Consider the following 25900-nt stretch of genomic DNA (forward strand, 5'->3'; position numbering starts at 1 on the left):
ACGGGCTTGCCATCCCGGCTGATGAGCTGCCAGGTGTAGAGTTCCTTTTCCGTCAGCTGGTTGGCCATGCGTAATGGCTCCAGGGCGGATGCAAACGCCATGAGCGAAAAGCCGGGCACCAGCAGGAATCCCACCCGCTTTGCCTCGTTGATCGGGCTCACCTTCTGTGCCACCTTTCCCCCTGGACACCTTCCCCACGCAGCTGATGCTGCTGATCGCCAACTGCTCGAGGCCGCGTTCGTCGTCGCTGTGGGGCTGTGCGCGGCGATCGGCCACGGCGGGCCGTGTCGGCCCGCCGTTAGGACACTGCTTTAGAGTACCCGATCACGCCGCAGCCCTCGGTTTGATAGCGCACACAAGACTCGCATTTTGGTCACTGCCGCCGACGACTGGCTTGCGCGCCGAACCGGGCATCGGGTCCGCAGGAACGCACGCCATGCGCCATGGCACTTGGCTACTATATTGGCCAGTGACTTGATGATCTGGCTATGATCTGGCTGCCGGCCGGGCCGATGCAGAAACAGCGGCTGCCGGCACGATCACGCTGGAGGAGCCATGAGCGAGAATGTGGTGGAGATCGTCTATTGCACCCGCTGCGGGTGGATGCTGCGCGCCACGTGGATGGCGCAGGAACTGCTCACAACGTTCGACGGCGATATTGGAAAGTTGGTGCTCTGCCCCGGCATCGGCGGGGTGTTCGAGGTGCGGGCGAATGGCCGAGGGATCTGGTCGCGCAAAAAGGAAGGTGGGTTCCCAGCCATTACGGAGCTCAAACGTCGGGTGCGCGACGAGATCGCACCGGCAAGAAACCTCGGGCACGCGGACCGATGAGGCACGTCACTTTACTGCCCGGCGAAATCGGGTGCGCCATCCCGTTGCGGCTCGCCCCCATAAAGCGCGAGGGTATTCTCAGTGCGCCCGGTATCGAGGTCGGCAATGGGCTCGCGATGTCGTGGCAGACCAAGGCCTAAATCACCCGCCACATCATGGCGACTCCTCGCGGCCCGGCGGCACAAGATCCAGCAGCGTCCTGCCGCTTTCCGGATCGAACGGTGCGGAGAAATGCTCGTGGGCGATCTTCCACTCCCCGTCTACGCGCCGGCAGCAGGTGGTGCCGCGCATCCATCCGGTCTGTGTCTCGCCTTGCTGGTCGGTACCACCGCAGCGAACCAGGTAATGGGCAAACGCGATGTCGCCATCGGTATGCACCCGAAGGTCATGGGCCTCGAAGGTCATGTCACCGACCATGAACGACAGGCACATCCTCCAGTGCTCGCGATACGATGCCGCATCGGTGAACTGCAGTGGGCCGATGGCGTCGAACACGCGCAGGTGCGACGCGTAGCAGCCCATAATGGCGTCCAGATCCCCCACGATGGAGGCGTTGATCCATCGCTCGATGAGATCCCGTACGGCGGTTTCGGCTGCGGGTTCGCGGGTTGTAACGCTCATGTCTGCCTCGGCTTCTCAAAGTGTTCATGGTTTGAAGCAATGGCCAGCGCGGCACGCTCGAATGCGGCTGCCGGTACTGCCGCCATCGCACCAACGGGTAAGGCCGCCGTCACGCCTGCCGAAACCGCGCCGGCGATCCGCCACAGCGCCTCTATGCGCCAGGAGGCCTCCCCGGCGCGGTGGAGGTCCGTACGAGCCAGGACGGCGGCCGCTCAGGTGAAACACGGTCCCAGCGCACGGACTTCGACGGTCGCCCACTCGGCCGCCGGGCACTCGGCGGCGAGCTCGAGTGCCACAGCCCTCTCCTCGCAATCGAGCAGGAAAAAGCCGCCGACGATCTCCTTGGTCTCCGCGAACGGCCCGTCGATGTAGTTGGGCTTGCCGCCGCGCACCTGCACGCGTACCCCTTCGGCGTCCGAGCGCAACGACTGGGCGTCAATCAGCAGGCCGCGCTCCTTGAGCATGTCGGCGAAGCGCAGCATGACGTCGTACAACTCCCGCCCCTGCGCCTCGCTGCGCTGGGCGCGCTGGCCCGCCGGTTCCACGATCAGCAACATGTATGGCATAGCGATCCTCGCTCTTCAGTCCGCACCGGCCCGCGCCCCGGTTGGCACGGCGGGCCGGCCACACAGGATCACGCAGGCCGCGACTCACGGTTCCACGTTGATCATCCACCCCACGCCGAAGCGGTCCACCAGCATGCCGAAGCACGGCGACCAAAACGTCTCGCCGAGTGGCATCTGCACGTGCCCGCCGTCGGCCAGCGCCGCGAACATCCGCTCGGCCGTGGCCGTGTCCGGCGGATTGATCGACAGCGAAAAGCCGCCGAAGTCCTTTGGATGCAAGCTACAGTCATCCGAGGCCATCAACACGGCGTCGCCGATGCGCAGGCTCGCGTGCATGATTTTGTCGTCCATACCAGGTCGGATCTGGTCGGGACACGTGGCCCCGGGATTCTCCCGGTAGCGCATCAGCATGTCCACTTCGGCGCCGAGGGCGCTCTCATAAAACCTGACTGCCTCTTCGCAGCGACCATCGTAGAAAAGATACGGCTGGATCTGCATCCTGTCCTCCTGATACACGTTGCTGCCACACTGCGACTCGTCTCTGCCGCGCTCAGGCTCGGTACAGATAAGTGCACCGCGCGACGCGCGTCCACTCCTTCTGGCGGATTACCGCGGTTCCCCGGCGAGCGCCCCGCCACTGCGCTGAACCCCTCGGCCACCTTAGTTCCTGCCCGGCGAACCAGCACTCGGGCGCTCCGGGATCAGAAAGGCCGCCTGCCGCAGACGGCTCGATACGAGCAACTGAGCCAGGATGAGCCAGTTGCCTGGGCCCAGCGGCAGCGGTGCCGCCGGCCTTTGGGGGTGGCACTTGGGCGGTGCCTTAGGGCGCCGCCCGTTCATACGCCTGCTTCAGGGCGCCGATGTCGAGCTTTGTCATCTGCAGCAACGCGTTCATGACGCCCTCGGACCTCCTTCGATCCTGGTCGTTGAGCATCTCGGGCAGGACTTCCGGAACAATCTGCCACGAGAGGCCGTAGCGGTCCTTGAGCCAACCGCATCGCTGCGCCTCCTTGTCCCCGCCTTCGGACAATCGCTCCCAGTAATAGTCGAGCTCTTCCTGCGTCTCACAGATCACCTGAAACGACACCGCTTCGCTAAACTTGAACGCGGGCCCGCCGTTGAGGGCGACGAAGCGGACAGGGCCAATGTCGAATTCCACGGTCAGCGCCGATCCTTCCGGTTTCCCGTGAATTTCATGGCCCTCTTTTCCGTAGCGGGTCACCCTGCCGACGCTGGCATCGCTGAACACCGAGGCGTAGAAGTTCGCCGCCTCCTCGGCCTCGCTGTCAAACCACAGGCACGGAACGATCTTTTTCATGTTCACAGCTCCGTTCATAGCTCCACAATCGCTTTGAACCCACCCCAGAACAACCGCGTGCCGTCGAAGGGCATATTCTTGACGTCAACATTGGCGATGCGCGGGTCTTTCATGACTTTGTCGTTGACCTGATCGCGGTGCTCGCGGGATTCGTACACGATCCAGGCGAACACCACGGTCTCGTCGTCCTTGAGCTGAACGCTCTGGGGAAACGAAGTGACTTTGCCGGGCTTTACGTCGTCGGCGACGCATTCGACGTACTCGAGCGCACCGTGCTCACGCCACACCTCACCGGCCTGCTGGGCCATGCGGCGATACGCGTCCAAATTGTCCCTGGGGACAGGGAGAACGAATCCATCAACATAGCGCGCCATTGTGCTTGTCTCCATGCTTAACCATAGGTGGGCCGCTGGGGCCAGCCGACTGGAGAGTCCTCCCAGTCTTCCTGGCGGCCGAGGGCGGTGAGATCGAGAAAGTAAGTAGGAGCCGCCTGCCATCTCGCAGCCACGCCTCTCCTTCTAGCCCCTGGAAGTACATCCTCCTCCTTCCCGCGGACCAAGGGCAGACGCCGGCAGGTGGCGCTAAGCGCGTCGCGGTCCCGGGGCACAAGCCTGGGCATGGCTCGCTTGTTTGTCGTCATGATTTCGCCCCTCCAACCCCAGGTTTCGATTGCCGATTGCCGTCCATGGGCTATTCACCGCCGACGCCCATCCGGCGAAACCGTTCGATGGCCTCGCTCGGCTCGAAATCCTCCAGATCGAACATTTTTCTCACTTCGATCTCGCAGGCCTCGCCTTCGCCGCGGGGGTTGGGGAAACGCATGGCCCATTGCACCGCCTCTTCGCGGGAGTTGACCCGGATGGTGGTGTAGCCGCCGATCAGTTCCCTGGTCTCGGCGAACGGGCCGTCCACCACACTGCGTGTCGCACCGGCATACCGGATCCGAAATCCCTTCGAGCTGGGCTGGAGTCCGGAGGCGTCCACCAGAACCCCGGCCTGTTCGAGCTCCTCGTGGTAGTCCGCCATCGCAGCGATGGCCTCCGGGTCGGGCATGGCGCCCGCTTCGACTTTCTCATCACCCTTGACGATGATCATGAATCGCATGACTGTCCTCCTCGCTCTGTCGTTTTGAGTCCGCACTCAGCATTCCGGTCATGCCGCAACCGGCCGCACCTCGACGCAGCCGAAGCGGCCGGGCGGGATGTGGGAGGCGATGCGGATCGCCTCGTTCAGGTCCCTTGCCTCGATCAGGAAAAAGCCGGCCAGCTGCTCTTTGGTCTCCGCAAACGGACCGTCGGTAATGGACACATGGTCGCCGCGGGTGCGCACGGTGCTGGCGGTCTGGACCGACTCCAGGCGCTCACAGGCCACGAGCCGGCCCCTCGCGCGCAGCTCATCGGCGTGGGCCAGGCAGTCCTGGCCGACTTGCTCCACGAGCTCCGCGGGGGTGTCGGCAAGCTGTTGTTCATCGACATAGATCAGGCACAGGTACTTCATTGGCCCCTCCGGTCAACGAGGTCGCGGGCATCCGCTGCCATCAGTCGTTGCCCCAATTGCCTCTATCCCGTAGTCGTTCTGGTAACGGCTGTTTCGACATCCGTCCGGCGGAAGCGCGCGTAATCTTGGCCAAATGTTGCTTTCGGATGCACTGCCCGGCGCCTGGCGGACGAGCTCCAGGCCACGACGGTGGCGCTCAGACTGCGGCCGGTATGGGAGTTCAGGCGTGCGTGGTGGGCCCGGGGCCAGCAAGAAAGGGGGGGCGATACTACAACTCGAAGCAGATCTTGCCTACGTGGGCACCCGCTTCCATACGCCGCAGGCCGTCTGGCACCGCATCGAAGGGCAGCGTGGTGTCGATGACCGGGCGCAACCCGTGTTGCGCGATGGTACGGCTCATGTCCTCGAAATGCGCCCGGCTGCCGACGGAGAGGCCAATCAGCCGCAGGTTCTTGCCATAGATGGAGCGCATGGCGATCTCCTGGGAGAAACCGGAGAGCACGCCGATGATCATCACCTTGCCACCCACCCGGGCGGCTTTCAGGGAGCGGTTGATGCTCTCCTTGCCGCCGAGTTCCAGGATGTGATCTACGCCGACACCGTCCGTGAGCTCCATGACGGCGCGCTCCCATTCCGGCGTGCTGCGGTAGTTGATCAGGTCATCGGCCCCGCGTGCGCGGGCCTGCTCCAGCTTCTTGTCGCTGCTGGAGATAACGATTGCGCGTGCGCCGAGGACCTTGGCGAACATCAGTGCGAAGGTCGCCACGCCGCCCGTGCCCTGCAGCAGGACAGTGTCGTGGGGCCGCAGCTCGCCCTCCACCACCAGCGCGCGCCAGGCGGTCAGCGCGGCGCACGGCAGGGTGGCCGCCTCGGACAGCGACAGGTGCGCGGGAAAGTGGGCCACGCCCTCGGCGTCGAGGAGCATCTCCGCCTGCAGCACACCGGGCAGCGGCCCACCGAGGGCCTTGCTGCGCCGTTCGGCCGTGGGCCCGCCGTCGATCCAGGACTGAAAGAACATGGGGCAGACGCGATCACCCTCCGCCACGCGGGTAACGCCGTCGCCGACCTGGATTACCTCGCCGGCGCCGTCAGAAAAGGGGATCAGGGGCAGCTTTACGCCGGGGCTTTTACCCTGCACGGTCATGAGGTCGCGGTAATTCAGTGACGCGGCACCCATCCCCACAACAATCTGGCCTGGGCGGGCGGTTGGGGCGGGGTTGTCCACCAGCCGCAGGTGCTCGATCCCCCAATCATCTTGCAGCTCCCATGCGCGCATGGCCTGCTCCCGTGTGTGCATTGCGTAATAACTGTAGCCCAAGTTGGGATGCATGGAGGTCGGCGGCCGGGTGAAACCCCGGCCACGTTGATTTTCCAACTCCTCCCGCGCACGAGCGGACACTTCCTCGCCCAAGACCGGCTTTACCAGGCCCTGTTCGAACTCCCGGCTGCGCCGCTGGACCGCCTCGAGCCAGGCCCGCTCCACTTCTAATGTCCTCGGAGGCAACTGCCATTCTCTAGCTTTCAGGACGGAATCACTTGCCGGAGATCGGCGATGGTCGGGATACGGTCCGTTCCCGGCCGGCCCGGTGCGGGCCGACCGGGAACGGGTCGCCATCACGGCAGGGCGGGGAAGCTGACGTCAGGCATTTCGCCGGTCAGGGCGTGCATGAACGCGTCGATGTCGTCCACCGTCTCCTCTTCGAGTTTGCTGCCGAGCATCTGCTCGGCCATCAGCTGGATGGCATCGTGCAGATTGTCCACCTTGCCGTTGTGGAAGTAGGGGTAGGTAACGGCAACGTTACGCAGCCCCGGCGTGCGGAAACGGAACTGGTCGTCCTCCTCGCCGGTGACAATGTAGCGGCCCTCGTCCGTCGGCCCTTCCGGCAACTCGAAGCGGTGGAACCCACCGTCCGTGAGTGCCGGGCCGTGATGGCAGGCGACACAGCCATTGTCCACGAACGCCGCCATGCCCCGCTTCTGCTGCTCGGTCATAGCCTGCATGTCGCCACGCAGGTAGCGGTCGAAGGGCGAGTTCGGCGTGTTCAGGGTCCGCTGGAAGCTCGCCAGCGCCTTGGCCACGTTGTCGGCCGTGAGGGGATCATCGTCGCCCGGGAAGGCCTCGCCGAAGCTCTTGTGGTACTCCTCGAACCCGTCCAGGCGCTCCAGCGCCTCGTCCAGATCCATGGCCATTTCCACCTCCGCCTCGATGGGACCCAGCGCCTGCCCCTCAAGGTCCGGCTCACGGCCGTCCCAGAACTGGGAGTCGAGGAAACCGGAATTGAGTACCGTCGGCGTGTTGCGGTCACCGACCTGCCCCTCGTGGCCCACGGACTGCGGGATGCGGTCCGCCCAGCCCAGGGCCGGGTTGTGGCAGGTGGCGCAGCTGATCACGCCGCTGGATGAGATTCGCGGCTCGAAGAACAGCATCTTGCCGAGTTCGATTTTCTCTGCGGTCAGCGAATTGTCTGCCGGGATGGGCGGCAGCGCCGGCAGGGGCTCGAAACGTTCACGGTACTCGCCGTAGCCGTCATCGGCGATGGCCTGCCCGGCGATGCCCAGTGTCATGGTTCCCGCGAGGACCAGCGCGCCGGCCCAGAACCCTGTGCGTTTGATTGAGCGCATCGGTGGTGCCCTCCTTCTTGTTCGCCTGGCGGCGCTTGCATTGGAAATCGAACGAGATTGAGTCCAAACATACCGACCGGAGAACCCGGTGTAAAAAGGTAATTATTCTGCTTATTCCCGCTCAAAACATGCATCCGAGATATTGTTTCATAGTGGGCCAAGAATCCAGCTGGCATGGCACCCCCGTGAACGCGCCATTTTCCGCCGGTCTGGGCGCTCGATCCAGAAATCAGGGCCCCGAAAACCAGAGCTCCCTGATTGACACGAGAGCACGACGCCAAAAAGAGGAATTTACGATGCTGCTTTTGGGTGCATTCCAGGTTGGCAACACATCCAATTTCCACGATCATGGCGAATGAATCTGCACCGGAGCACGCCATGCGAGCGTTTTGCTACCCCAAACCCCGTTCCTCGGAGATCACCCCCAGACACCTGTTCGAGCGCCGCCGGGAATTCCTGCGCCAGTCGGCGAGCGGTCTGGCCCTGGCGGCGGCGCCGGCGCTGTGGAGTGCCAGCGCCTGGTCGTGGACCGGCCGTCTCGGCGACGCGGACCCCACCGAGTTCACCACCGAAGGGGACAAGACGCCGAAAGAGGCAATCAAGACCTACAACAATTTCTTCGAGTTCGGCACGGGCAAGGACGATCCCCACAAGAACGCCCACAAGCTCCAGACCGACCCCTGGTCGCTGGAGATCAGCGGCGAAGTGGAGAAATCCGGGACCTTTGGCCTGGAGGATGTGCTCAAGCACCACTCTTTCGAGGAGCGCATTTACCGCCTGCGCTGCGTCGAGGCATGGTCGATGGTCATTCCCTGGGTGGGATTCCCGCTTGCGGATCTGCTCAAGCGCCACGAACCCACCTCGCGGGCGAAATACGCGATGTTCGAAACCCTCCACGACCCGGAGCAGATGCCGGCGCAACGGCGCGACATCCTGGACTGGCCCTACCGGGAAGGGCTGCGCATGGACGAGGCCATGCACCCGCTGACCATCCTCGCCGTGGGCCTGTACGGCGACGTACTGCCCAACCAGAACGGGGCACCCATTCGCCTGGTGGTGCCGTGGAAGTACGGCTACAAGAGCATCAAGTCAATCGTCCGCATCCATCTGCAGGAAAAGCGCCCGGTTTCTACCTGGGAGGCGGAACGGCCCAACGAGTACGGTTTCTACGCCATCGTCGACCCGGAGGTGCGCCATCCCAGGTGGCACCAGGCCACGGAACGACGCATCGGCGAGGACGGCCGCCGGCGCACGGAGAAGTTCAACGGCTACGGCGAGCATGTGGCCCACCTCTACGAGGGGATGGACCTGAGCGAATACCGCTGACAGCCGGCTGCACTTCCTGAACGGTGAACAACGGAGCGACCATGGCTGACTCCGAGATGCCCGCCCGGGGCCCCCGCATCGCGCTGCTGCTGAAACTCCTCACCGGAATCGCCTGCGCGGCACCACTGGCGTGGCTTTACTGGGCCTGGCAGGCGGGAGAACTGGGCTTTCATCCCGCCGAGGCGATCGTGCACTTCCTTGGGCGTTTTGGGCTGGGTCTGCTGCTGCTGACCCTCATTCTGGGGACGCTCGCCCACGTCTTGCGGGCCCCGAAACTGCTGATTCTGCACCCGCTTCTGGGAATCGCGGCTTTCGTGTACCTGACCCTGCACGCCCTGTCATGGGCCGGCCTGGACATGGTGTGGGAGTGGGAGTTCATCGCCATGGAGATGGTCGACCTGCGCTACCTGCAGGTGGGCCTTGTCAGTCTGGTACTGCTGATCCCCCTGCCATTGACCTCCGGGCGCGGGCTCAGTCACCACTGGGGTTCCACGCTCTGGCACTGGCTGCATCGCCTGGGCTACGTGGCGGTGGCGGCGGGGTTGTTGCATCTGTGGATCATTACCCGCGCGGATTACGCCCTGCCGGTCATCTACATGGTCGGATTCGCGGCGGTCATTGCACTGCGGCTGCTGACGCCGCTATGGCACACCGTGCGCGCGCGGTGACAGCCGACGTCTTGGCGTTGGTGCCACCCCGTCATTCCCGGGCGACGTGGCCGCGCACCTGCACGGGCAGACCGCGCCGACCCATGCCCACGATCACCGCCAGCCGCTGCGGCTGGGCCAGCATGTCCGCCGGGGTGTAGCGGTTCCTATGTAGCACCTGACCGGGACGCACTGATCCGGGCTGCATCGCCCAGTGCAAGGCAGTGAACGGGCGAGCCTGCTCCCGGGGGATGTGGTAGGGCGAACCGTGCCAGCGCCACCGGGCCGTCGTCCAACAGGCCCAGGGAGTTCACTGCCACCAGCGCCAGGAAAGCCACCAGGAACAGCGGCACGGGCGCGCTGCCGGTAGTCTCGCCGCGCCACAGCAAGGCGAGCAGCACGACGATAGGTGTGAGCACAGCCACGCGGAGCAGCTTGGTAATGGCGGCGGCGTCGCCGGCTCGGAGACCAGATACCCGGCCCGTAACGGCCGGGCGGCTCTGAATCGAAAAGCGCAACGGATACCGAATATTTAACGCCCTCTGGCGTACCGGCTGCTCGGGACACACATTGTCCACCAGCCGCGCGGCGCTCTTCGAAGTTCGCCTCACGGCACAGAAATAGACTGCAACCCATTGTACGTGAGACACAAATTTGGTCGCTGCAACGGATGCCTGGTTTCGATCCGGTGGAAGTTCGTCCAGGGGACATGCCCGTGGCGGCTGCGACTGCTGAGCGTCAGGCGCCAGTACCGCTCGCGGCCCGATGCACCCGCTGCGGTGCCAGCGTGGCTCCCGCCTCTCTCCGACGGTGCGTATAGCTACACTTTTCCGGGCTGGCAAATGCCGAATGCACTGGTTACGAAAGGTTACACGCCCCGCCGACACACCTGCGCATTCAGTCCTGACAGCGCCACTTTTCGATGTATCCCGGCCAGCAGGCCAGCCGAAGCCATGCCCTGCGGGCGACAGCAGCGAATGGGGCCGCACCAGATCGAGCAGCGGGTCGAAAACTAGATCGTTCGGCCTAGCCCGACTTGCGTTATTCGCCGCTGAATTCTTCGAATTTCGCCTTGTTGCGGTGCGGTAATTTGCTATCATCGCGCACTGTTGCAGCGCGTCGCACGGTCATTTTCCCTTGGAGTGCCGACTTTGCTCGTCGACCGGCTGCAGTGGCCCGGCGAACACTGTGCGCCATGTTTCTGCGCGCCAAAAAAAGCGGTTCAAGGACGGCAAAGAGCACCGGTATTGGAGCATCGTGGAGAATTGCCGGGCCGCCGGCGACCGGGTGGTGCAGCACCGCGTGTGGTGGACGTGCACCTGCCGACAACCGGACGGCCGTAAGCTGGTGCTCTCCCGGTATACCCAGCCTGATCGGGACCAACAGCTCCTGGTTCACCGGCTGCAACTCGAACTCCCAGGTCAATCCCCGCCCAGGATTTCTGGCCCTAACAGGCCGGTGGGCGAATCCACTTCACCCGGCACGCTGTAGTGCCGACCTTTGAAGTTCGATACTGAGAAAAACAGATAGTTACGCTCGCCCCTACCCCCGAATAGCGGATCTTGGTCCGCGGGCAGGGCGGTTCGTGCCGCTGGCCGAACGCGCCTGAAGCTGTCCACAGGCCCGGAGAGGGGTGCCGAACCGCCCATTGAGTTCCGGCAATCCTCGCTGACCGCCGAGCAGGTGCGAACCCACCTGGAAGCGGCAGCGCGGGTGGACCACTCCGCCGGCCGCCCGATTAAGGCTCCTCCGCCTGCCGTGAGCTCCCCCCGTCCTTCAAGAACAGCCGGCGCAGGCCGAGAAAGATGCCGGCTATGACTACCCCTGAGACCACCGCGGCCAGCAGCGCCTGTACTGCCGGTGGCAGGTACGCGTACGCCGGGCCGAAGATCTCGCCGCCGGCAAGCGCGGCAAACACCAGCACGAACAGCACGCAGAGCAGCTGAACCCCGACGGCCAGGGCAAAGGTCAGCCCGACGCTCAGCCGAGGGTAGATCAGGAGTGCGACCCAGGCGACCGGGTTGAAGAACATCGTCATGCTCGCCCCCATCACCTCCCCTAGCCCGTTTGCCAACATGTGCTTCTCCTTGTGGTTGGGCCGCCGAGGGTCGGCGGCTACGTATTCATCGTACGCCCCTTACGCATGGACGGAGGGGTCGTGCGCCGGATCCAAATGCGATTCGGCGATCTGACCCCTTGCCGGATTGATGATGGCGTACAACAGGAACAGGAGTACAACGAACAGGATGGCGATTCCGGCGCCAAGCCGGAACCGGTAAGACAGCTCCAAGTGCTTCTGCACGACCGTGAAGTTCATGCCCAACACCCGCTGCAGACGCGCCTGCACCACGCCGCCGAAGGCCAGCGCGGAGGCCCTACTCCAGAAGCTCCTCATGTTGAGCACCTGGCCTTAGGGCTGGCTGCATGTCAGGTCAGTATAGTAAACATAGAGACCCTAATCCGGGCTGGTCAACGCCGAATTGACTGGGTACGAGGAGCCCCGGATGCGCTGCAGGGTTCAATGTCAATGTTGAAGACGCGGTTGAGGTGCCGAGCCCAGGTCATGGCCGCGGGGCGCTTGGCCGGGGCCCTGTCTTCGGACGCGCTTGACGTTGTACCCTTGCTGCCTGACCCCGTTCGCCCAGCGTCACCAGAGAACCGTCGGGAGACACGACTTGGGCCCGTCGAGCAACAGCAGGTAAAACTAATGTTCCGATGCAGCGCACTGCCGAGGCGCTGAATCAGGGTGATTGCGCCAGTTTCGGCGTCTTGCGGGGGAAGCCCGCCTACTCTTAATCTGGTGGCGAGCGATGCAGCGGTCGGCGATGTCCATCACTCGCCCCGTGACGGCCGGGTGGGCGATTTACTGCTCGAAATACTCCGCCTTCAGCTCGTCGGCATCCGTCGTATGCTGCATCGCCAACATCAACAGGATCCGCGCCTTATGCGGCAGCAGGTCGCCGGCGAAGACCGCCCCGGCCTCTTCAAGGGTCTTTCCCCCGCCGTCGAAGCCGTAGTGCGGACGGACATGCCCCTCCGGCGAACGGCTCGAGATCACAACCGGGATCCCCGCTTCGGTCGCGTCCTGGATCGCCTCGTAGAGCGACTCGTTAACGTTTCCCCAGCCGAGGGCCTGGACGACGACACCCTCGGCACCGTTGTCGATGGATGACTGGAGCTTGTCGCCCTCCGCCCCGCCGTACATCATCACGATATCCACTCGGGGGAGCTCGTCATCGACCAGCGGGACGTGCTGACGGCGCTCCGGCGCGCGGTGGAAGACCAGCTCATCGGGCTCCACAGTGCCGAGGTAACCTTTCTCCCCGGAATGGAATGTGTCGGCGGCGTGCGTATGCCCCTTGCGCACGTCTCGCGCCGCATCGATCCGGTCGTTCATCACCAGCATCGCGCCCCGGCCCATTGCTTCCTCGCTGGCACAGACCCTTGCGGCACCGACCAGATTGCGGGGGCCGTCGAAGTCGTCCGCGGCGGCGTCACGCAACGCACCGATCAGCGCAATGGGCTTCTCGCTGTCGACCGTCAGGTCAAGGAAGTAGCCGGTCTCCTCGAGCGTATCGGTGCCGTGGGAGACAATGACCCCGGCCACCTCATCCCGCTCCAGCGCTGCCTCGACCTCCTGTTGCAGTTCGATCCAGCGGCGCGGGTTCATGTAGTCCGACGGCACGTTCGAGAGGTTGTACATCTCGATGTCCGCGTAGTCGCCGACTGCCGGTACTGCCTCGAGCAGATCCTCGCCAGCATCCGCCGGCACGGGTGCGCCGGTCTCGGGATCCGGGCGCATGGCGATCGTCCCACCGGTCGCAATCATCATGCAGACCGGCACCTCGTCGGCGACGACCTGCCCCGGGAATACCGGCACAGCGATCATGGCGCCGAGCAAAGCACCCGGAAGCAGCGTGCGGGGTGTGGGGATCATGGGCGTCTCCTCATGAGGCACGTGGATAGTCGCGCGAATGGCTCACCGGTTCGCACCCCGGGACTCGACCAGGCTGTGAGGGGCATCAGCCGCGGCCGCTGAAGACGGTCACTCGACGTCCCGGCAAAGCATAGGAAGAATGGTGGCCGCTCGCAAGCCTGATCCAGGACATGATCCCTGGATTCGCACAAGAGCACGGCACACGCGTCTGGAGGCGCGAGAACCAGAACAACGCACAGGCGCCCCAGGGCCAGATCCTTTCGGAGGAAATGCTCGACAATGAACAAGCGCATACTGATCATCCAGGCCCATCCGGACCGCGAGCGGTCGCATTACTGCCACGGCCTGGCGGCAGCCTACCGCAAGGGCGCCGAGGAGGCGGGTTTCACGGTAGAGGAAATTTTCCTTGCCGACCTGGAATTCCCCTTGCTCAGGAGCGAGGACGAGTGGCAGCAGCCCGGTGTTGCCGCGGATATCGAAAAGGCCCAGGAGCGGATCCATTGGGCCGATCACCTTCTCATCGTGTTTCCGCTGTGGATGGGCACCATGCCGGCCCTGCTCAAGGGGTTTCTGGAGCAGACGCTCAGGCCCGGCTTCGCCTTCAGCCAGGAAGCGCGCGGGGGACTCGGCGGTCGCCTGCTCAAGGGCAGATCGGCACGCGTGATCATCACCATGGGCATGCCGGCGTTGTTCTACCGCTGGTTTTTCGGTGCCCACGGGTTCCGCAATCTCAAGCGCAACATCCTAAAATTCTGCGGCATCAAGCCGGTGCGTCACTGCTTCGTCGGCCTGGCCGGCGCGAACCGACCGCAAGGACGCCAGAAGTGGCTCGAGCGCGTCGAGGCGCTGGGCCGCCGCGGAACCTGATGGCGCCTGACCGAGCGGCACACATGCCCTATTCCCACTTGACCCTGATACCTAAGAGCGAATCTCGCCACCGCTTGAGCAGATCCCCGCAGGCATCGATGCGCCTGTTCCTCAAGAACGGCCTGTTGCGGCATCCTTGTCCGCTGCGTTCCGGGTCCATGGTGGCGGTAGCGACTTTGGCCTCGCCGCCGGCCCCGTCGATAATCTCGCCCTTGGGGGCCGGTGAGGAGGCTGTGTCCCCAGAATTCGGCTTCAAGTTCGCCGGAGCAGCGATCGGGTTCGAATCCAACCCGGTTGCAGACAACCACCGGAAGGCCGTTGGCCACGACGTGTGCGCGCTGAATGGCGCGCCAGTCATCCCGTTGCCGCAACGGTGTTCGAAGATGGATCCGACGGCCACGCACCGGGTTTCGGCCGTAGTCTCTGAAAGCAATTTCGCAGACGGCCATCGGTGGGTTCGGCCAGGATCAGAAATCATCTGCTGGCGTAACGGGGTCATCTCACCTCTCCTCGTCACGTTGACTGGAGACGACAGTCTGCTTCGGCATCAGGCAGGTCGGAGCCCCGGCCTCAAGGCCCCGCAAAGCGGTTTAGCGTTCCGAATCTTCCTGTGCGAGGCACTCGGCTCCCCTGCCCCGCCTGGCCGGTGTCACCGGCGCGCGGTGTTCGCTGTTTGGCGCAAACACCCCGTGGAATCGGGCGAGGTTGACCCGCGGCCGCGGCATCAGGGCTGCCAGCACCTGATGCAGGTTGTCCTCACCGTCGGCATTCGCGACAGCGGCGCCGGCGAGGGCCGGCTGATACGGGGCAAGTGGACGGCCCTGGACAGCGAGATGCCGGAGGCGGGCAAGCGCCATCCGCGCAGCGACGACATCCGTTTCAATCTACGCTCCGGCAGTCTGGCAAGCCGCCACCTCGTCCTCAGCACCCGTAACGAGAGCGAGGTTGTGTGAAGCCTAATGGAAGCAACCGCGAGATCGCCTGCAGAAATGGCCACTGCGACCAGGCGTCGGTTGCGTCAGGATGTCGCCGGCGCGCGGTCTTTCGGCGCCAGCGGACGCAGTCGGGCGAAGCGATAGACCTGCGCCGCAACGATCACTGCGCAGCCAAGCACCGCCATGACGGCGCCTTCGGGGCGATCGACCGCCGGCCAGCGCCACACCTGCCACCCCGCCACGGCGACCCATGCCGTCCCCGCGAGCGTCCACAGCACCGTCTGCACCAGCAGGAATCGCGGCGAGAGCGCCCAGGCGTCGTACCAATCCCGATACACCGTTGTTTGGCTGCGGCGTGCTGAAAGGTCAACGATCATTCCAAGCTGGTGCTGCTGCCGGGTGAGCCAGAGCACGACACCGGCGAGCGTCACGCCCAGAAGAAGCGGGAACCGCTTGGCAATGGCGTCGAGTCCGAAGGTCATTACGCCGACGGCCTCGCTGAACGATGCCATCCGATCCTTCTGCTGCTCGAAATCCGCAGCGAGGCGCTCGGCCTCTTCTGTCAACGCGCTTATCAAGGCTTCCTGCCGAGAAATCAGCGCATCTGCCTGACGCGTGACGGCATGAACCGCGTTGACGATAAGATCGGCGGCCATCCTCTCGGAGAGAGCCGCCACACTTTCGTGGCCAAATTCGTCCTTTATCGCCTCCGAAGCCCACCAGAACGGATCGTCCGGCGGTTCCAGCGTCCAGTCGGAAATCCGGGCATCGATCCGGTCGAGGTCGCGGGCAAGCGCGGACAACTCCTCCTGCGCTTCTGGAAGCTGGCCTGTCAGATTGTCGATACTTGCGGTCAGCGCCGTGATACGGCGAGCGGCCTCCGGACGTACCTGGTGAGTCCAATAGGCGCCGAAATCGTCGAAGCGCGGCGCCACGATATAGCGCTCGATCAAGGGGCGAAGCTCATCGCGCAGCGTTTCGATCGGCATATCGCGGCTGATATGGGATGGCAATTCTTCGGGCGGTACACCGTGGGTAGGCCAGCACTCCGAGGTGTCCGGCAGTACCTGCATCTGGAGTTGCTGCTGTTGCATCTGCATGGGCTGCTGCTGCCACTGCGGTTGTTGCTGCGGGGCTTGCTGGGTGCCCTGGAGCCTCTGTCGCTGTGGCGTCTCGAATTCCTGACCTGGCATCTGGACCTCGGGAGCCTGCGGAATGGCGTGCTGCACCCCGGGTTGCACCGGGACCGGATCGGCGGAGAGGATCCGGTCGGAGGTTGCGGAGAAATGGGCATCGAGCGTCGCATCGAGCTGACGGAAATCGCACTTCTTCCCCTCGACAAGCCATCGCATCTGCGCTGCCGGCTCGTCGGCAGCGATGCGCTTCAAATCCTCCAGGCCGGTGCGAACCTCCACGAGCGCGGACTTGGCGTCCTGCAGGCGTTCAAGCTCGGCCTCGGCGACCGCCTGGTTGCCCATGACGCGCAGGAACGGACCGATCGTCATGAGGTGGAGAAGGAAAAGGCCGAGGACAATCACCACCGACCACCGCGCCGCGCTGTCGTACTGCTCGCGGGCCTTCGTGAAGAGGGATGACAGAACATCATCGTTGTCGGACACAGGCATGGCAGAATGTCCAAGAGTGCCAACTCGGCCGAAGGCGAAGGCAGCCGCCGGCTGCGCGCCATTCAGCTCGACCCATCGAGCGGCTCACCCTGACCGTCCGGGAAGCTCCCGGAGATCACAGCAGGGCTGCAAGAGACGGTACTCTTATTGCAATCGTCTGAGCGCTGTTGCCGAGCGCCAGACTTCTCTCCTTCAGCATGGCCTGGCTGCTATTCGCCGCTGAGGCGAGCTCCACCGTGGTTATCAGCTTGTGAAAGGCCTCGCGGCCGGGGGTGCCGGGCAGGATAGCTTCGAGTTCCGCTCCGCTCAGAACTATAAGCAGTATAAACCCCTTTTTTGAAGGCTCGCGCGCTCTCATCACCGGCGCCGGTGTGCCGGTGGGTGTTGTCGCTGCCGAAGCGCTTGCGTGGGGACTTGCACCACCACCCGGGCGCGCTCGACACGGCGCTACGCATCCTGCTCGACGCGATAGAGCGCTCCCTGCGCGCAGACTGTGATGGTACCGGCGCGTTCGCTGGGGCCGGTGACGAGGCGCTTGCCAACGCCAGGGAGGCCATCGAGGCGCATCTGGGGAGCCTGGCAGGGCATGGAGAGCCGATCCCGCAGGGCTCGGAGGTCACCGCGTATCTGCGCAATGCCGATTACGCGGGGTGGGTGTGGGCAGCGGTCGAGGAGCATGGCCACGTCCATGTGCTAGTCCAAATGCGGATAGGTCGCGCTGTCGCGACAACAAATAAGGATCGGCAATGTTATTCATCCCAATTCGGGTATTGTTGAGGCTTCTTGCCAACTTCGTTTTTAAGTCGTGGGTATTTTATACCGGGTTCTGGTGGATGAGGCTTTTTCCTGCTTAAAGATACTTGAAATATCCAGCCATCACCATAGTCAAACATATAGAAAAATTTCTTGTGCTTACCCAGTGGAAAAATACTTTCTATTGTTTTCGTATATACTTCGCCATTGTCATCATCAAACCGGGTACGTTGACGACTTCTCTCCGTTCTTGACACGTAAAATTCATACAAATGATCATCATCGAAGTCAACAGCGTTCTGGATTGCTTGGTGCAGTTCGTCGAGAAAAGAAGAAGAGTCAATCTCCAAGATTCCATCCCATTCATCCTCCTTAAATCGACCATATATGAGTTCTATTTTTAAATCATAAATCATTTCAATTCCTGTATTTTTCGCGTTTAATAGTGACGAAACTGGTAAAAGGCGTGATATCCTGACGGACGCAAGCGCTTTCGGTCCTCGACCGGGATTATACTCCGCGTGCACCCTTGGGGGCAGTGGCAATGGCCGTTGCTGATCTGCGCACCGGAACGCGCATTGCTTGAGCTCCTGGGCGAACTTCCGAAGGAGGACAGCTTTCACGACGTTGACCTCCTGGTCGAAGGACGGGTCGATCTCAGCCCGCGCCGCATGCAGCGCCTGCTTGAACAGGCCCATAGCATCAAGGTCAAACGCTTGTTCCTTTTCTTTGCCGAACGTCCCTCCCATCGCCGGCTTGCGCACGTCGCGGAGGACCGGATCGATCTTGACAAGGGCAAGCGCATGCTGGTCATAGGGGGCAAGCTCGATCCAAAGTATCAGATCACTGTCCCTGCAGCAATTCCCGGCGATTAACAGGAGGCTTGCAGGATCAACAGCTTGCGGTAAGTTTGCGCGATAGCTTCTCGCAACATAAGCTAGGCCACTGAATCCCCTCAGTGGAGTGCTGCGCATGGCCGCCCCTTTACCGAAACTGCGCCAAGATCTCTCCATGCCGGGGCTCGTGGCATGCGTGCGCAGGTGCTTCGCCAAGCTCGAGGATCCGCGCCGGCGTCAAAGGGGCAACGCCGGATTGCCAGAATGGGACGGTTCGGCCACCCGAGGGGCCGGAGCGACGCATGTGATCGAGACCAACAGGAGCCGGGTCATTAGTTAGCGAACGCAAGGCGTGGCGGCGCCTGGAACAGCGAGGTTGTCATTGCCCGTCGCAATGGCATCCTTGCACCTTGGCCAATAGCGACAGGCAACGGTGATGGCCGGCTTCATCCCCCGTCTTGTCCCCTTTCTTGCTAATGCTCCAACTCGTGCATGGCATGCGATTCGTGCATGTGCCTCAGGCATTGACTGGCTTGTCCGTGGCCGATGGTGGGGTACGACCTGGGGTTACGTCGTCACCATCCTTTTCGGTCTGCTGATCCCAGTTGCGATTGGGTTCTTCATCGATCCTCTGAGCCGAGGCGAGCTCTCCGCCTGGTATGCCCTCATCTTTCTCACAGCGCTGTACGTGCTGGTTAACGCGTTACGCAATCGGCGTCTCTCGGTTGATCATCACAGGGAGGTGAATCGCCTTGTCGAGACAATGAACCGATTCCGGGACGAAGCACTCACCATGCCGGAGGAACGCTTCCTGCACCTGCAAAACAGCAGCTACCGACAAACCAAATGGGTCGGTGCAACCTATGAGGTATTCCCTTACCTGGATACGAGCGAGCGAGCGGACAGACGCGAGGAGGTGGCCGAGGATATCCGAAGCGTGCTGGATCGGCTCCTTAACCTCGCGTGGGACTGGGACCGGCAGGGTGCGGCGGCCCCGGAACTCTACCGCGCAAACGTCATGCTCGTTCGATGGGCGAACGAGTTCGCCGGCAGCATCGATCTGCAACGCCGCCTGGACCTGGGCCTACGGCATTTCTCCAAGGCAGACCGCAAGGCGTTCAGTGCAACCGCTGCGGCGTTCCTGGACCTGGCTCTTGACCTGAGCACGAATTCGAAGCGGTTCGGCACCCCCGAGACGGATAAGCTTGAACCTCTTGCCTTGCCGGTCTTCGATCACGGAACACATGCCCCATTAATCAACATCCTGGGTGCTCCGACCGCAGTCGGCCTGAAACACCACAGCTACGTCGGTGACATCCAGAACATCGCGCGGGACATTGAGGAACGCAACGGGTTCGATTTAACGAGCCGGCGGCGGCTGGTCGCCTACTATCGGAGCAACCCCAAAGCGCATAGCGTGCTGGCCCTGCCTTTCGGGGAATACGACGAGGCCGGTGGATATGATCCCATTCTCGGTGTCGTCAACCTCTACGCGAACCGTCCCGACATCATCGGCTCTGAGCGCCAGGCGCAGCGGTTTGCGTACTTCTGCGAGCCGTTGCTCGCAGAGGTCGGGACGTTGGTGCGTGCATACCTGTGGGCAGAGCTAGCACAATACAAACGCGACGGAGCAGCGGCGCTTCGGCAGTCATCCAAACACGCCCACCCCCTTGATCACGACACTGCGGGCCCACATACTGATCATTGAATCGCGGAGGTAGTCATGGTCTGGAACACATCTAACAACCCGCATGTCCGCTCGGACGAGGCGCAAGGGCTTGCGCGGTCCAAGGAAAAGCTCGACATGACGGCTGCCGAACGCTCTGCTGAGCTCGAGAAAGGCCGCGACTACGCGCGCAGGTACGTGAACCGGGTGCGCAAGCTTCTGCGCGCCTCCACGGCCTAAGGGTAAGGTCGAGGCAGAACTATCCCTCCCATCTGTTGTCACGCAGATTAAATAGTTGGACAGCCCGCTGAAGTTCTCGGTCACACGCCCCGGTGAAACGTTTGGAAAGGGGGAGGAATGTGGGTGGGAAAGTCCGAAAGGACGAGCTGGAAGCCTTTCGGGAGCTCGCGGCGGTGATGCTGTCGTATGACGGAGCGACCCTTGCAGGAGCCATGGCCAGGCCTCTCCCTGATGGGGGATTGAGCGGGGCTGCGGGCTCTTAGAGCTGACAATCCTTCCTGAAAGGTTAGTAAGCGCGAATGCGTGATCCCGGGCCGCTTGGGCGGTGGCGGCCGGGTACCGGTATCGCGGCGGAAGTCGCGCCTTAGGTGCCGCGGTGGTGGCCGCACAAGAGCCGGGGCGGGCAGCGATGGCCGTTGCCAATGACCATCGCGATGGGCGCGGCCGAGCTGAACGGCCCGGCCGAGAGCTGGTATCGTTCGCTGTGGCATAAGGAGGCGCCGTTTCAACGCGAACGGATCATGCTGCGTTTCGTCGAAACGCTCGAGCAAACACCGCCGGTGCTCGTCGCCTACCAGGTCAGCATTGTAATGGTTGCTAGCGGAGGTCGACCAGCTGGTTGCCGAGCGTTCGGTGGAGCAGCGACGGGTCGAGCTCGATCGCAAGAACGTCGCCCGCGAGGAGGAGCTCCTGGCGCTGCTGGAGCGCGAGGTCGACCGCCTGGAGGACCTCTCGCGCGACCGGTTTGCGACCCCGGCGGAGCTGAAGCGCGCCCAGCGCGAGCGCACCCGGCAGCGCCAGGCGTTGGCCGAGCAGCGCCTTACGCGGGGCGCATCGCCGAGTTGATGGCGGCGCCTGGCGACGGTGTGGCGCCCGGCGAGCCGTTGCCGCGCCGCTGACGGCACAGCCCAAACGACGTCATGGACGCTCGCGGCATCAAGGAAACCGTGGAGCGCCTGCGCGAACTCCAGGGCGAGCACGGCGAACGGTTCGTGCCGGCACCCGCCCTGGAGCGCATGGCGTCCAACGGCGAGGCGTTCCACACGGACTGAACGTCGACCCGCCTACTCACCGTAGGAGCGGCGCAAGCCGCGACCATTGCAGAGCATTGGCGCGGACTCGTCAGGTGCCTTTGATCCAGGGGCCGCTAATCCTGAAAAGTACTGTCACTCATCACCCGCTCGTCATCCAGGCGGCGCGGATCCCCCAAGCAGACGGTGGCGCGGACATCCAGGACCTCTGCCAGCCGCTGGCCACGCAGGGTATCCAGCACCCGCACCGGATGCCCCACGCCGGTGGGCTCGATCAGCGATCGGTCCGGTTGCGCTTCGCGCAGCAGCCGCGTCAGGGTGACCTGCAGGGGTGCCCCCACGGTGCAGCACAGGCACCCCCAGGCAGTTCCCGAATCACGGGCTCACCGCGTTCAGGTGCCACGGCCGCGGCGTCCACGCCGATCTGGCTGGCCGAACTCATTGACCAGCACGGCCCAGCGCTTGTTCGCCGGCGCCCCATTCAGCAATGCGCGAACCGCCGTGGTCTTGCCCACCCCGAGGAAGCCGCTGATCAGGTTGGTCGGAACGTCAGTGATGCGTTGGCGCGACATGCAATGCATCCGTCAATCTGGAAGCCCGTGGGGGCTGTGGACAGGGCGATAGGACGTTATACTATAACAAATTGCGACAGGAAGCCGGAGATCAATGCTCGCGCTTGAAGGGATTACCCATCGCTATCGTGACGGAAGCACTGTCTCCCTGCCCACCTGGCAGGGCGGGAGCGGTGAACACTGGGCCATTATCGGGCCGTCCGGCAGCGGCAAGAGCACATTCCTGCATATCCTGGCCGGACTGCTGCGGCCGGCCGCCGGCCGGATCGTGGTCGGTGACCAGGAACTCCACCGCATGGGAGAGCGCGCACTGGATCGCTTCCGGGGGCGGCATATCGGCCTGGTATTCCAGACCCTGCATCTGGTGGCGGCCCTCACGGTCACCGACAACCTGCGACTGGCCCGCTACTTCGCGGACCTTCCCCGGGACGACACACGGATACGGACGGTGCTTGGACGTCTGGACATCGACGAGCTTGCAGACCAGTACCCGCATCGACTGAGCCAGGGCCAGGCTCAGCGCGTGGCCATCGCGCGGGCACTGGTCAACGAACCGCTGGCCATCCTGGCGGCCGAGCCCACCTCGGCCCTGGACGATCGCAATTGCCGACAGGTCATGGCCCTACTCACGGAACAGGCCCGGGAGAGCGGTGCCAGCCTGATCGTGGCCACCCACGACGGCCGTGTGCGCGAATACATGGAGCACACACTGGAACTCGCTCCCGGCACCTCGGAGGCGCACCATGCGTGATGGGCAAGGCGCCATCGAAGGCAAGCGCGGCGGCATGAGCATGGCCCGTCTGAGCTTGGCCTACCTGCGGCGCAATGCCCTCTCGGCCACGCTGAACCTGCTGCTGCTGGCCCTGGGCATCGCCACCATTACCGTGCTTCTGCTGTTCGGGCACCAGGTGGAGCAGCGCCTGAGCCGCGATGCGGCCGGGATCGACCTGGTGGTCGGTGCCAAGGGCAGCCCCGTGCAGCTGATTCTCTCAAGCCTCTACCATATCGACGTGCCCACCGGGAACATCCCCCTGCAGGACGCCAATTGGGTGCGGGAGCACCCTCTGGTCGCGAACACGATCCCCCTGGCACTGGGTGACAGCTACCGCGGCTTCCGTATCGTCGGCACCAGTCAACAGTACGCGACCCATTACGGTGCAACGCCGCGGCGCGGTCAGATGAGGCAGGACGACATGGAAGCCGTGCTCGGCGCCGAAGTGGCCGAGCGAACCGCCCTGGATGTGGGTGACACCTTCGTCGGCGTCCACGGCATTGCAGCGGACGGTGCCGCCGGCGGCGAAGTCCATGATGATCACCCCTATCGCATTACCGGCGTCCTCGAGCGAACCGGCACCGTCCTGGACCGTCTCATACTGGTGAGCCTCCCCAGTGTCTGGCAGGTGCACGATCATGACCACGACGACGATGAGCACGCCGACAACGGTGAACACGCCCATGACGATGAGGCGCAGGAGCACGCTCACGGTGACGATCATGAGGGCCACAACGGCGGCGGCGAGGAAGGGGCGGAGGCGCACGGGCACGACGACGAGCGCGAGCTCACCGCTCTGCTGGTCCAGTACCAGTCGCCCCTCGCCGCCGTTACCCTGCCCCGGGTGGTCAACAGCCGCGGTGCGCTGCAGGCGGCAGCACCCGCCTACGAGACTGCGCGCCTGGTGCGCATGCTCGGGGTCGGCATGAACACCCTCCAGGCATTCGGCTGGGTGCTGGTACTGGCCGCAGGACTGGGCGTATTCATCGGCCTGTACAATGCCCTCAAGGACCGCCGCTATGATCTCGCGCTGATGCGGGCACTGGGGGCGTCCCGCGGGCGACTCTTCCTCCACGTGCTCTGTGAAGCCATCCTGTTGGCGCTGGCGGGTGCGCTGCTCGGTCTGCTCCTGGGCCATGTGGCCGCCGAGTTGCTAGGCCAGATGTTCCGCCAGACCCAGCAGCTGAACATGACAGGCCTGGTCTTCGTGCCGGAGCAGCTCTGGCTGGTGGTCATGGCGGTCGGCGTCGGCGTACTGGCGGCGCTGATCCCCGCCATCCGGGCCTATCGCACCGACATCGCGGAAACCTTGAGTCGCGGGCGCTGACCCCGCGGCTGAGGCATTAACAGGGGTGACGCATGCGTACTCAACTCCTTTTCGTTCCGGTCCTGGCGGTGGCGCTCACCGGTTGCGGCGAGGACACCGGGACCGTCAATGATGACGGTGCCCCGGTCCAGGCCGAGGCCGCCGCCGGCGGGAGCAGCGACGACGGCGCAGCCATTCGCGTGTACATGAAGGACATGGACGAGCTCGGTGAAGTCGCCGGACTGACCACGTCCCGGGAAGAGTTTCTCGATCTCGCCATCGCCCTGGAGGACGACGACGGTGAGCGCGTCTCCTCCGCGGAACTGGAGGTCAGTTCCCTGGTGGGCAACGAACTGAGCGACCGCCGCCTCGAGACCGATGGCAATGGCCTGGCAGAGCTACGCTTCCGCCCCATTCTCCCCGGCGAGGATACGCTGACCTTCACCGGCGATGGCGTCAGCAAACAGCTCACCGTCTATGTCACCGACGAAGCCTTCGGCCATCCCCTGGAGCACATGGAGGAGCGCGCCACCGAACTTCCGGACGTCGACGGCACAGTGTCGTGGGATCTGCTCGGCAGCGTGGACAGCCGCGAGGGCAATCACGGCCTGCTGGAGCCGATGTTCAGCGACGAGCTGCGGGAACTCAATGGTCGCGAGGTCAAGGTGCAGGGGTTCATGATGCCGCTGGACAACAGCGAGAAACAGCAGCATTTCCTGGTCAGCCGCACGCCGCCTAGCTGTTTCTACTGTCTCCCCGGCGGGCCCGAGAGCGTCATCGAGGTCAAGGCCCAGCGCCCCATGGAATTCAGCTTCGACCCGGTGGTGCTTTCCGGTGACATGCAACTGGTGGAAAACAGCGATATGGGCCTGTTCTACCGACTCGAGGACGCGCGTCGGGAGTAGGAGCGGTGAATTACACCCCGGCGTCCATTAGTGCACTGGCGAGTTGGTGGCCGCTCAGCCAGGCATCCTCCACTCGGGAGCCATGGCACCAGTCACCACACACGCCCAGCCCTTGCTGTGGGGCAAGCAGATAACCGTCCTGCAGCGGGGCAACGCACTGACTATAGCGCCAGCGATGGCAACGGAGCACCTCCGCGCCGCCGGCCATCCCCGTCATCGCTTGCACCCGCCCTGCCATCTCCTGGCCGATGACACCGGCATCGTCTTCCAGGCGGGCCTCGGAAAACGGGCCGACCGCATGGGCCACCCACACGCTTGCCTCCTTCCGCCCCGGCTTGCTGCCATCCCGGGCAAGCCAGCGCAAGGTGTCATCCTCGACAAACGCGGCGTCGAACTCCGGCGTTTCGCCCGACAGACGCACCACGACCGACCAGCATGGCCTCATCATCACGCCGGCGGCACGCTTGGCAAACTCCGGCGCGATGGGTTCCAGTAACGGTATTGCCTGCGCCGGCGGCACGGCGACAACCACGGCATGGAAGGCGCCCGCCTCTTTGCCTGCCGCGGTCTGGAGTCGCAAGCCTCCGGGCTCGCCGGCTATCCCGGTGATCCGGGTTTCCGGCAGCACATCCAGTTCCTGTGCCAGATTGCGGGTGACGGCACTCATGCGCGGCCCCCCAACCCAGCGCTGCCGGTCATCGTCGACCGCGGTCACGCCGGCTATACCCAGCCGCACCAGGCGGCCATCCCATAGTGCGGCCACCCCCTGGCGACGCCAGTCCTCCACGGCGGCAATAAACTCCGGATGCCGGGCGGTGAAATACTGCGCTCCCAGATCGGCCTGCCAATCCGGTCCGCGGGCGGTGGTCATGCGCCCACCCGGCCCCCGCGACTTCTCCAGCACGGCAACCTGATTACCTGCCTCCCGCAGGCGTCGGGCACAGGCCAGCCCTGCCAGCCCCGCGCCGATCACTGCCACATGGGTGCGCTCATGCATTGCTTTCAATCCTCACTCGCCTTCGTCCCG

The 25900-nt window shown here is 63.9% G+C and carries 34 protein-coding genes and 1 pseudogene; 14 read left to right on the forward strand and 21 right to left on the reverse strand.

The window, feature by feature from the left end; translation table 11 throughout:
* Positions 1-555: 555 nt before the first annotated feature.
* Positions 556-831, forward strand: a complete 276-nt coding sequence (locus QZT63_RS18450) for a SelT/SelW/SelH family protein (RefSeq protein ID WP_290653286.1) — start codon at positions 556-558, stop codon at positions 829-831.
* 11 nt (positions 832-842) lie between these two features.
* On the opposite strand, the gene QZT63_RS18455 is transcribed toward QZT63_RS18450, so the two are convergent.
* The 10 genes from QZT63_RS18455 to QZT63_RS18500 all read right to left on the reverse strand — a co-directional run bounded on the left by QZT63_RS18455 (position 843) and on the right by QZT63_RS18500 (position 7455).
* Positions 843-983 carry a hypothetical protein gene (locus QZT63_RS18455; RefSeq protein WP_290653288.1) on the reverse strand — a complete coding sequence of 47 codons (141 nt, stop codon included), beginning with the start codon at positions 981-983 and terminating at the stop codon, positions 843-845.
* 1 nt (position 984) lies between these two features.
* Entirely contained in the window at positions 985-1452 is a 468-nt protein-coding gene (locus tag QZT63_RS18460) for a nuclear transport factor 2 family protein (RefSeq protein ID WP_290653290.1), read from the reverse strand.
* Between the two features lie 212 nt (positions 1453-1664).
* A complete protein-coding gene (locus QZT63_RS18465; protein ID WP_290653292.1) occupies positions 1665-2018 on the reverse strand; it encodes a YciI family protein in 354 nt (117 codons plus the stop codon).
* An 84-nt stretch (positions 2019-2102) separates the two neighbouring features.
* A complete protein-coding gene (locus QZT63_RS18470) occupies positions 2103-2516 on the reverse strand; it encodes a VOC family protein (RefSeq protein WP_290653294.1) in 414 nt (137 codons plus the stop codon).
* A gap of 322 nt (positions 2517-2838) precedes the next feature.
* The gene (locus tag QZT63_RS18475) at positions 2839-3336 is read right to left on the reverse strand and encodes a VOC family protein (protein ID WP_290653295.1); all 498 of its coding nucleotides are present in this window, start codon (positions 3334-3336) and stop codon (positions 2839-2841) included.
* Positions 3337-3350: 14 nt separating this feature from the next.
* Positions 3351-3710 carry a DUF1428 domain-containing protein gene (locus QZT63_RS18480; RefSeq protein ID WP_290653296.1) on the reverse strand — a complete coding sequence of 120 codons (360 nt, stop codon included), beginning with the start codon at positions 3708-3710 and terminating at the stop codon, positions 3351-3353.
* A gap of 316 nt (positions 3711-4026) precedes the next feature.
* On the reverse strand, positions 4027-4440 hold the full coding sequence (locus tag QZT63_RS18485) for a YciI family protein (RefSeq protein WP_290653298.1): 414 nt from the start codon (positions 4438-4440) through the stop codon (positions 4027-4029).
* A gap of 48 nt (positions 4441-4488) precedes the next feature.
* The gene (locus QZT63_RS18490) at positions 4489-4833 is read right to left on the reverse strand and encodes a YciI family protein (protein ID WP_290653300.1); all 345 of its coding nucleotides are present in this window, start codon (positions 4831-4833) and stop codon (positions 4489-4491) included.
* A 268-nt stretch (positions 4834-5101) separates the two neighbouring features.
* The gene (locus QZT63_RS18495; protein ID WP_290653302.1) at positions 5102-6316 is read right to left on the reverse strand and encodes an NAD(P)-dependent alcohol dehydrogenase; all 1215 of its coding nucleotides are present in this window, start codon (positions 6314-6316) and stop codon (positions 5102-5104) included.
* Between the two features lie 131 nt (positions 6317-6447).
* On the reverse strand, positions 6448-7455 hold the full coding sequence (locus tag QZT63_RS18500) for a cytochrome-c peroxidase (RefSeq protein ID WP_290653304.1): 1008 nt from the start codon (positions 7453-7455) through the stop codon (positions 6448-6450).
* Between the two features lie 378 nt (positions 7456-7833).
* Between QZT63_RS18500 and msrP the strand changes: the two genes are divergently transcribed.
* Together msrP and QZT63_RS18510 are read left to right on the forward strand one after the other, a co-directional pair.
* Entirely contained in the window at positions 7834-8781 is a 948-nt protein-coding gene (gene msrP / locus QZT63_RS18505) for a protein-methionine-sulfoxide reductase catalytic subunit MsrP (RefSeq protein WP_290653306.1), read from the forward strand.
* 41 nt (positions 8782-8822) lie between these two features.
* Positions 8823-9449: a ferric reductase-like transmembrane domain-containing protein gene (locus QZT63_RS18510; protein ID WP_290653307.1), complete on the forward strand. Its 627-nt coding sequence runs from the start codon at positions 8823-8825 to the stop codon at positions 9447-9449.
* A gap of 146 nt (positions 9450-9595) precedes the next feature.
* Here QZT63_RS18510 and QZT63_RS18515 read toward each other — a convergent pair whose 3' ends face one another.
* From QZT63_RS18515 to QZT63_RS18535, 5 genes are all read right to left on the reverse strand, one after another.
* Entirely contained in the window at positions 9596-10528 is a 933-nt protein-coding gene (locus tag QZT63_RS18515) for a putative sulfate exporter family transporter (protein WP_290653309.1), read from the reverse strand.
* On the reverse strand, positions 10470-10853 hold the full coding sequence (locus QZT63_RS18520) for a hypothetical protein (RefSeq protein ID WP_290653356.1): 384 nt from the start codon (positions 10851-10853) through the stop codon (positions 10470-10472). The genes QZT63_RS18515 and QZT63_RS18520 overlap by 59 nt, the downstream gene beginning before the upstream one ends.
* 313 nt (positions 10854-11166) lie before the next feature.
* The gene (locus tag QZT63_RS18525; protein WP_290653311.1) at positions 11167-11505 is read right to left on the reverse strand and encodes a hypothetical protein; all 339 of its coding nucleotides are present in this window, start codon (positions 11503-11505) and stop codon (positions 11167-11169) included.
* Positions 11506-11565: 60 nt separating this feature from the next.
* Positions 11566-11823, reverse strand: a complete 258-nt coding sequence (locus tag QZT63_RS18530) for a hypothetical protein (RefSeq protein ID WP_290653313.1) — start codon at positions 11821-11823, stop codon at positions 11566-11568.
* Between the two features lie 468 nt (positions 11824-12291).
* Entirely contained in the window at positions 12292-13365 is a 1074-nt protein-coding gene (locus QZT63_RS18535; RefSeq protein ID WP_290653315.1) for an asparaginase, read from the reverse strand.
* A gap of 279 nt (positions 13366-13644) precedes the next feature.
* Here QZT63_RS18535 and QZT63_RS18540 point away from each other — a divergent pair, with 279 nt between their 5' ends.
* The gene (locus QZT63_RS18540) at positions 13645-14232 is read left to right on the forward strand and encodes an NAD(P)H-dependent oxidoreductase (RefSeq protein WP_290653317.1); all 588 of its coding nucleotides are present in this window, start codon (positions 13645-13647) and stop codon (positions 14230-14232) included.
* On the opposite strand, the gene QZT63_RS20180 is transcribed toward QZT63_RS18540, so the two are convergent.
* Positions 14139-14681 carry a nitrilase-related carbon-nitrogen hydrolase gene (locus tag QZT63_RS20180; RefSeq protein ID WP_366637578.1) on the reverse strand — a complete coding sequence of 181 codons (543 nt, stop codon included), beginning with the start codon at positions 14679-14681 and terminating at the stop codon, positions 14139-14141. The two genes, QZT63_RS18540 and QZT63_RS20180, sit on opposite strands and share 94 nt — an antisense overlap.
* Positions 14682-14921: 240 nt before the next feature.
* Between QZT63_RS20180 and QZT63_RS18545 the strand changes: the two genes are divergently transcribed.
* Positions 14922-15185 (forward strand): hypothetical protein, encoded by a 264-nt coding sequence (locus tag QZT63_RS18545; protein WP_290653358.1) that lies wholly within the window; start codon positions 14922-14924, stop codon positions 15183-15185.
* Between the two features lie 65 nt (positions 15186-15250).
* On the opposite strand, the gene QZT63_RS18550 is transcribed toward QZT63_RS18545, so the two are convergent.
* Both QZT63_RS18550 and QZT63_RS18555 read right to left on the reverse strand, forming a co-directional pair.
* Positions 15251-16792, reverse strand: a complete 1542-nt coding sequence (locus QZT63_RS18550; RefSeq protein ID WP_290653319.1) for a hypothetical protein — start codon at positions 16790-16792, stop codon at positions 15251-15253.
* A 115-nt stretch (positions 16793-16907) separates the two neighbouring features.
* A complete protein-coding gene (locus tag QZT63_RS18555; RefSeq protein WP_290653321.1) occupies positions 16908-17150 on the reverse strand; it encodes a hypothetical protein in 243 nt (80 codons plus the stop codon).
* Between the two features lie 23 nt (positions 17151-17173).
* Here QZT63_RS18555 and QZT63_RS20185 point away from each other — a divergent pair, with 23 nt between their 5' ends.
* Positions 17174-17569: a type II toxin-antitoxin system HicB family antitoxin gene (locus QZT63_RS20185; RefSeq protein ID WP_366637581.1), complete on the forward strand. Its 396-nt coding sequence runs from the start codon at positions 17174-17176 to the stop codon at positions 17567-17569.
* Here the strand turns inward: QZT63_RS20185 and QZT63_RS20190 are convergent.
* Positions 17542-17961, reverse strand: a complete 420-nt coding sequence (locus QZT63_RS20190) for a hypothetical protein (protein ID WP_366637583.1) — start codon at positions 17959-17961, stop codon at positions 17542-17544. The two genes, QZT63_RS20185 and QZT63_RS20190, sit on opposite strands and share 28 nt — an antisense overlap.
* Before the next feature lie 105 nt (positions 17962-18066).
* Between QZT63_RS20190 and QZT63_RS20195 the strand changes: the two genes are divergently transcribed.
* From QZT63_RS20195 to QZT63_RS18585, 5 genes are all read left to right on the forward strand, one after another.
* A complete protein-coding gene (locus QZT63_RS20195; protein WP_366637585.1) occupies positions 18067-18420 on the forward strand; it encodes a type IV toxin-antitoxin system AbiEi family antitoxin domain-containing protein in 354 nt (117 codons plus the stop codon).
* Positions 18421-18817: 397 nt separating this feature from the next.
* The gene (locus tag QZT63_RS18570) at positions 18818-20089 is read left to right on the forward strand and encodes a hypothetical protein (protein WP_290653328.1); all 1272 of its coding nucleotides are present in this window, start codon (positions 18818-18820) and stop codon (positions 20087-20089) included.
* A 15-nt stretch (positions 20090-20104) separates the two neighbouring features.
* Positions 20105-20287: a hypothetical protein gene (locus tag QZT63_RS18575; protein WP_290653329.1), complete on the forward strand. Its 183-nt coding sequence runs from the start codon at positions 20105-20107 to the stop codon at positions 20285-20287.
* 594 nt (positions 20288-20881) lie between these two features.
* Positions 20882-21133 (forward strand): hypothetical protein, encoded by a 252-nt coding sequence (locus QZT63_RS18580; RefSeq protein WP_290653331.1) that lies wholly within the window; start codon positions 20882-20884, stop codon positions 21131-21133.
* A gap of 74 nt (positions 21134-21207) precedes the next feature.
* Positions 21208-21339: a hypothetical protein gene (locus QZT63_RS18585; protein WP_290653333.1), complete on the forward strand. Its 132-nt coding sequence runs from the start codon at positions 21208-21210 to the stop codon at positions 21337-21339.
* 95 nt (positions 21340-21434) lie between these two features.
* Here QZT63_RS18585 and QZT63_RS18590 read toward each other — a convergent pair.
* Positions 21435-21899, reverse strand: a pseudogene (locus QZT63_RS18590) (GTP-binding protein).
* Between the two features lie 85 nt (positions 21900-21984).
* Here QZT63_RS18590 and QZT63_RS18595 point away from each other — a divergent pair.
* Genes QZT63_RS18595 through QZT63_RS18605 form a run of 3 tightly spaced genes read left to right on the forward strand, consistent with a single transcriptional unit; the run spans position 21985 to position 24873 of the window.
* Entirely contained in the window at positions 21985-22641 is a 657-nt protein-coding gene (locus QZT63_RS18595; RefSeq protein ID WP_290653335.1) for an ATP-binding cassette domain-containing protein, read from the forward strand.
* Entirely contained in the window at positions 22634-23989 is a 1356-nt protein-coding gene (locus QZT63_RS18600) for an ABC transporter permease (RefSeq protein WP_290653337.1), read from the forward strand. Before QZT63_RS18595 ends, QZT63_RS18600 begins: the two co-directional genes overlap by 8 nt.
* A 32-nt stretch (positions 23990-24021) precedes the next feature.
* Positions 24022-24873 carry a DUF3299 domain-containing protein gene (locus tag QZT63_RS18605; protein ID WP_290653339.1) on the forward strand — a complete coding sequence of 284 codons (852 nt, stop codon included), beginning with the start codon at positions 24022-24024 and terminating at the stop codon, positions 24871-24873.
* A gap of 10 nt (positions 24874-24883) precedes the next feature.
* On the opposite strand, the gene QZT63_RS18610 is transcribed toward QZT63_RS18605, so the two are convergent.
* A complete protein-coding gene (locus QZT63_RS18610) occupies positions 24884-25870 on the reverse strand; it encodes an FAD-dependent oxidoreductase (protein WP_290653341.1) in 987 nt (328 codons plus the stop codon).
* Positions 25871-25900 lie beyond the last annotated feature (30 nt).

It is taken from the genome of Aquisalimonas sp., from assembly GCF_007120195.1.
GTDB lineage: Bacteria > Pseudomonadota > Gammaproteobacteria > Nitrococcales > Aquisalimonadaceae > Aquisalimonas.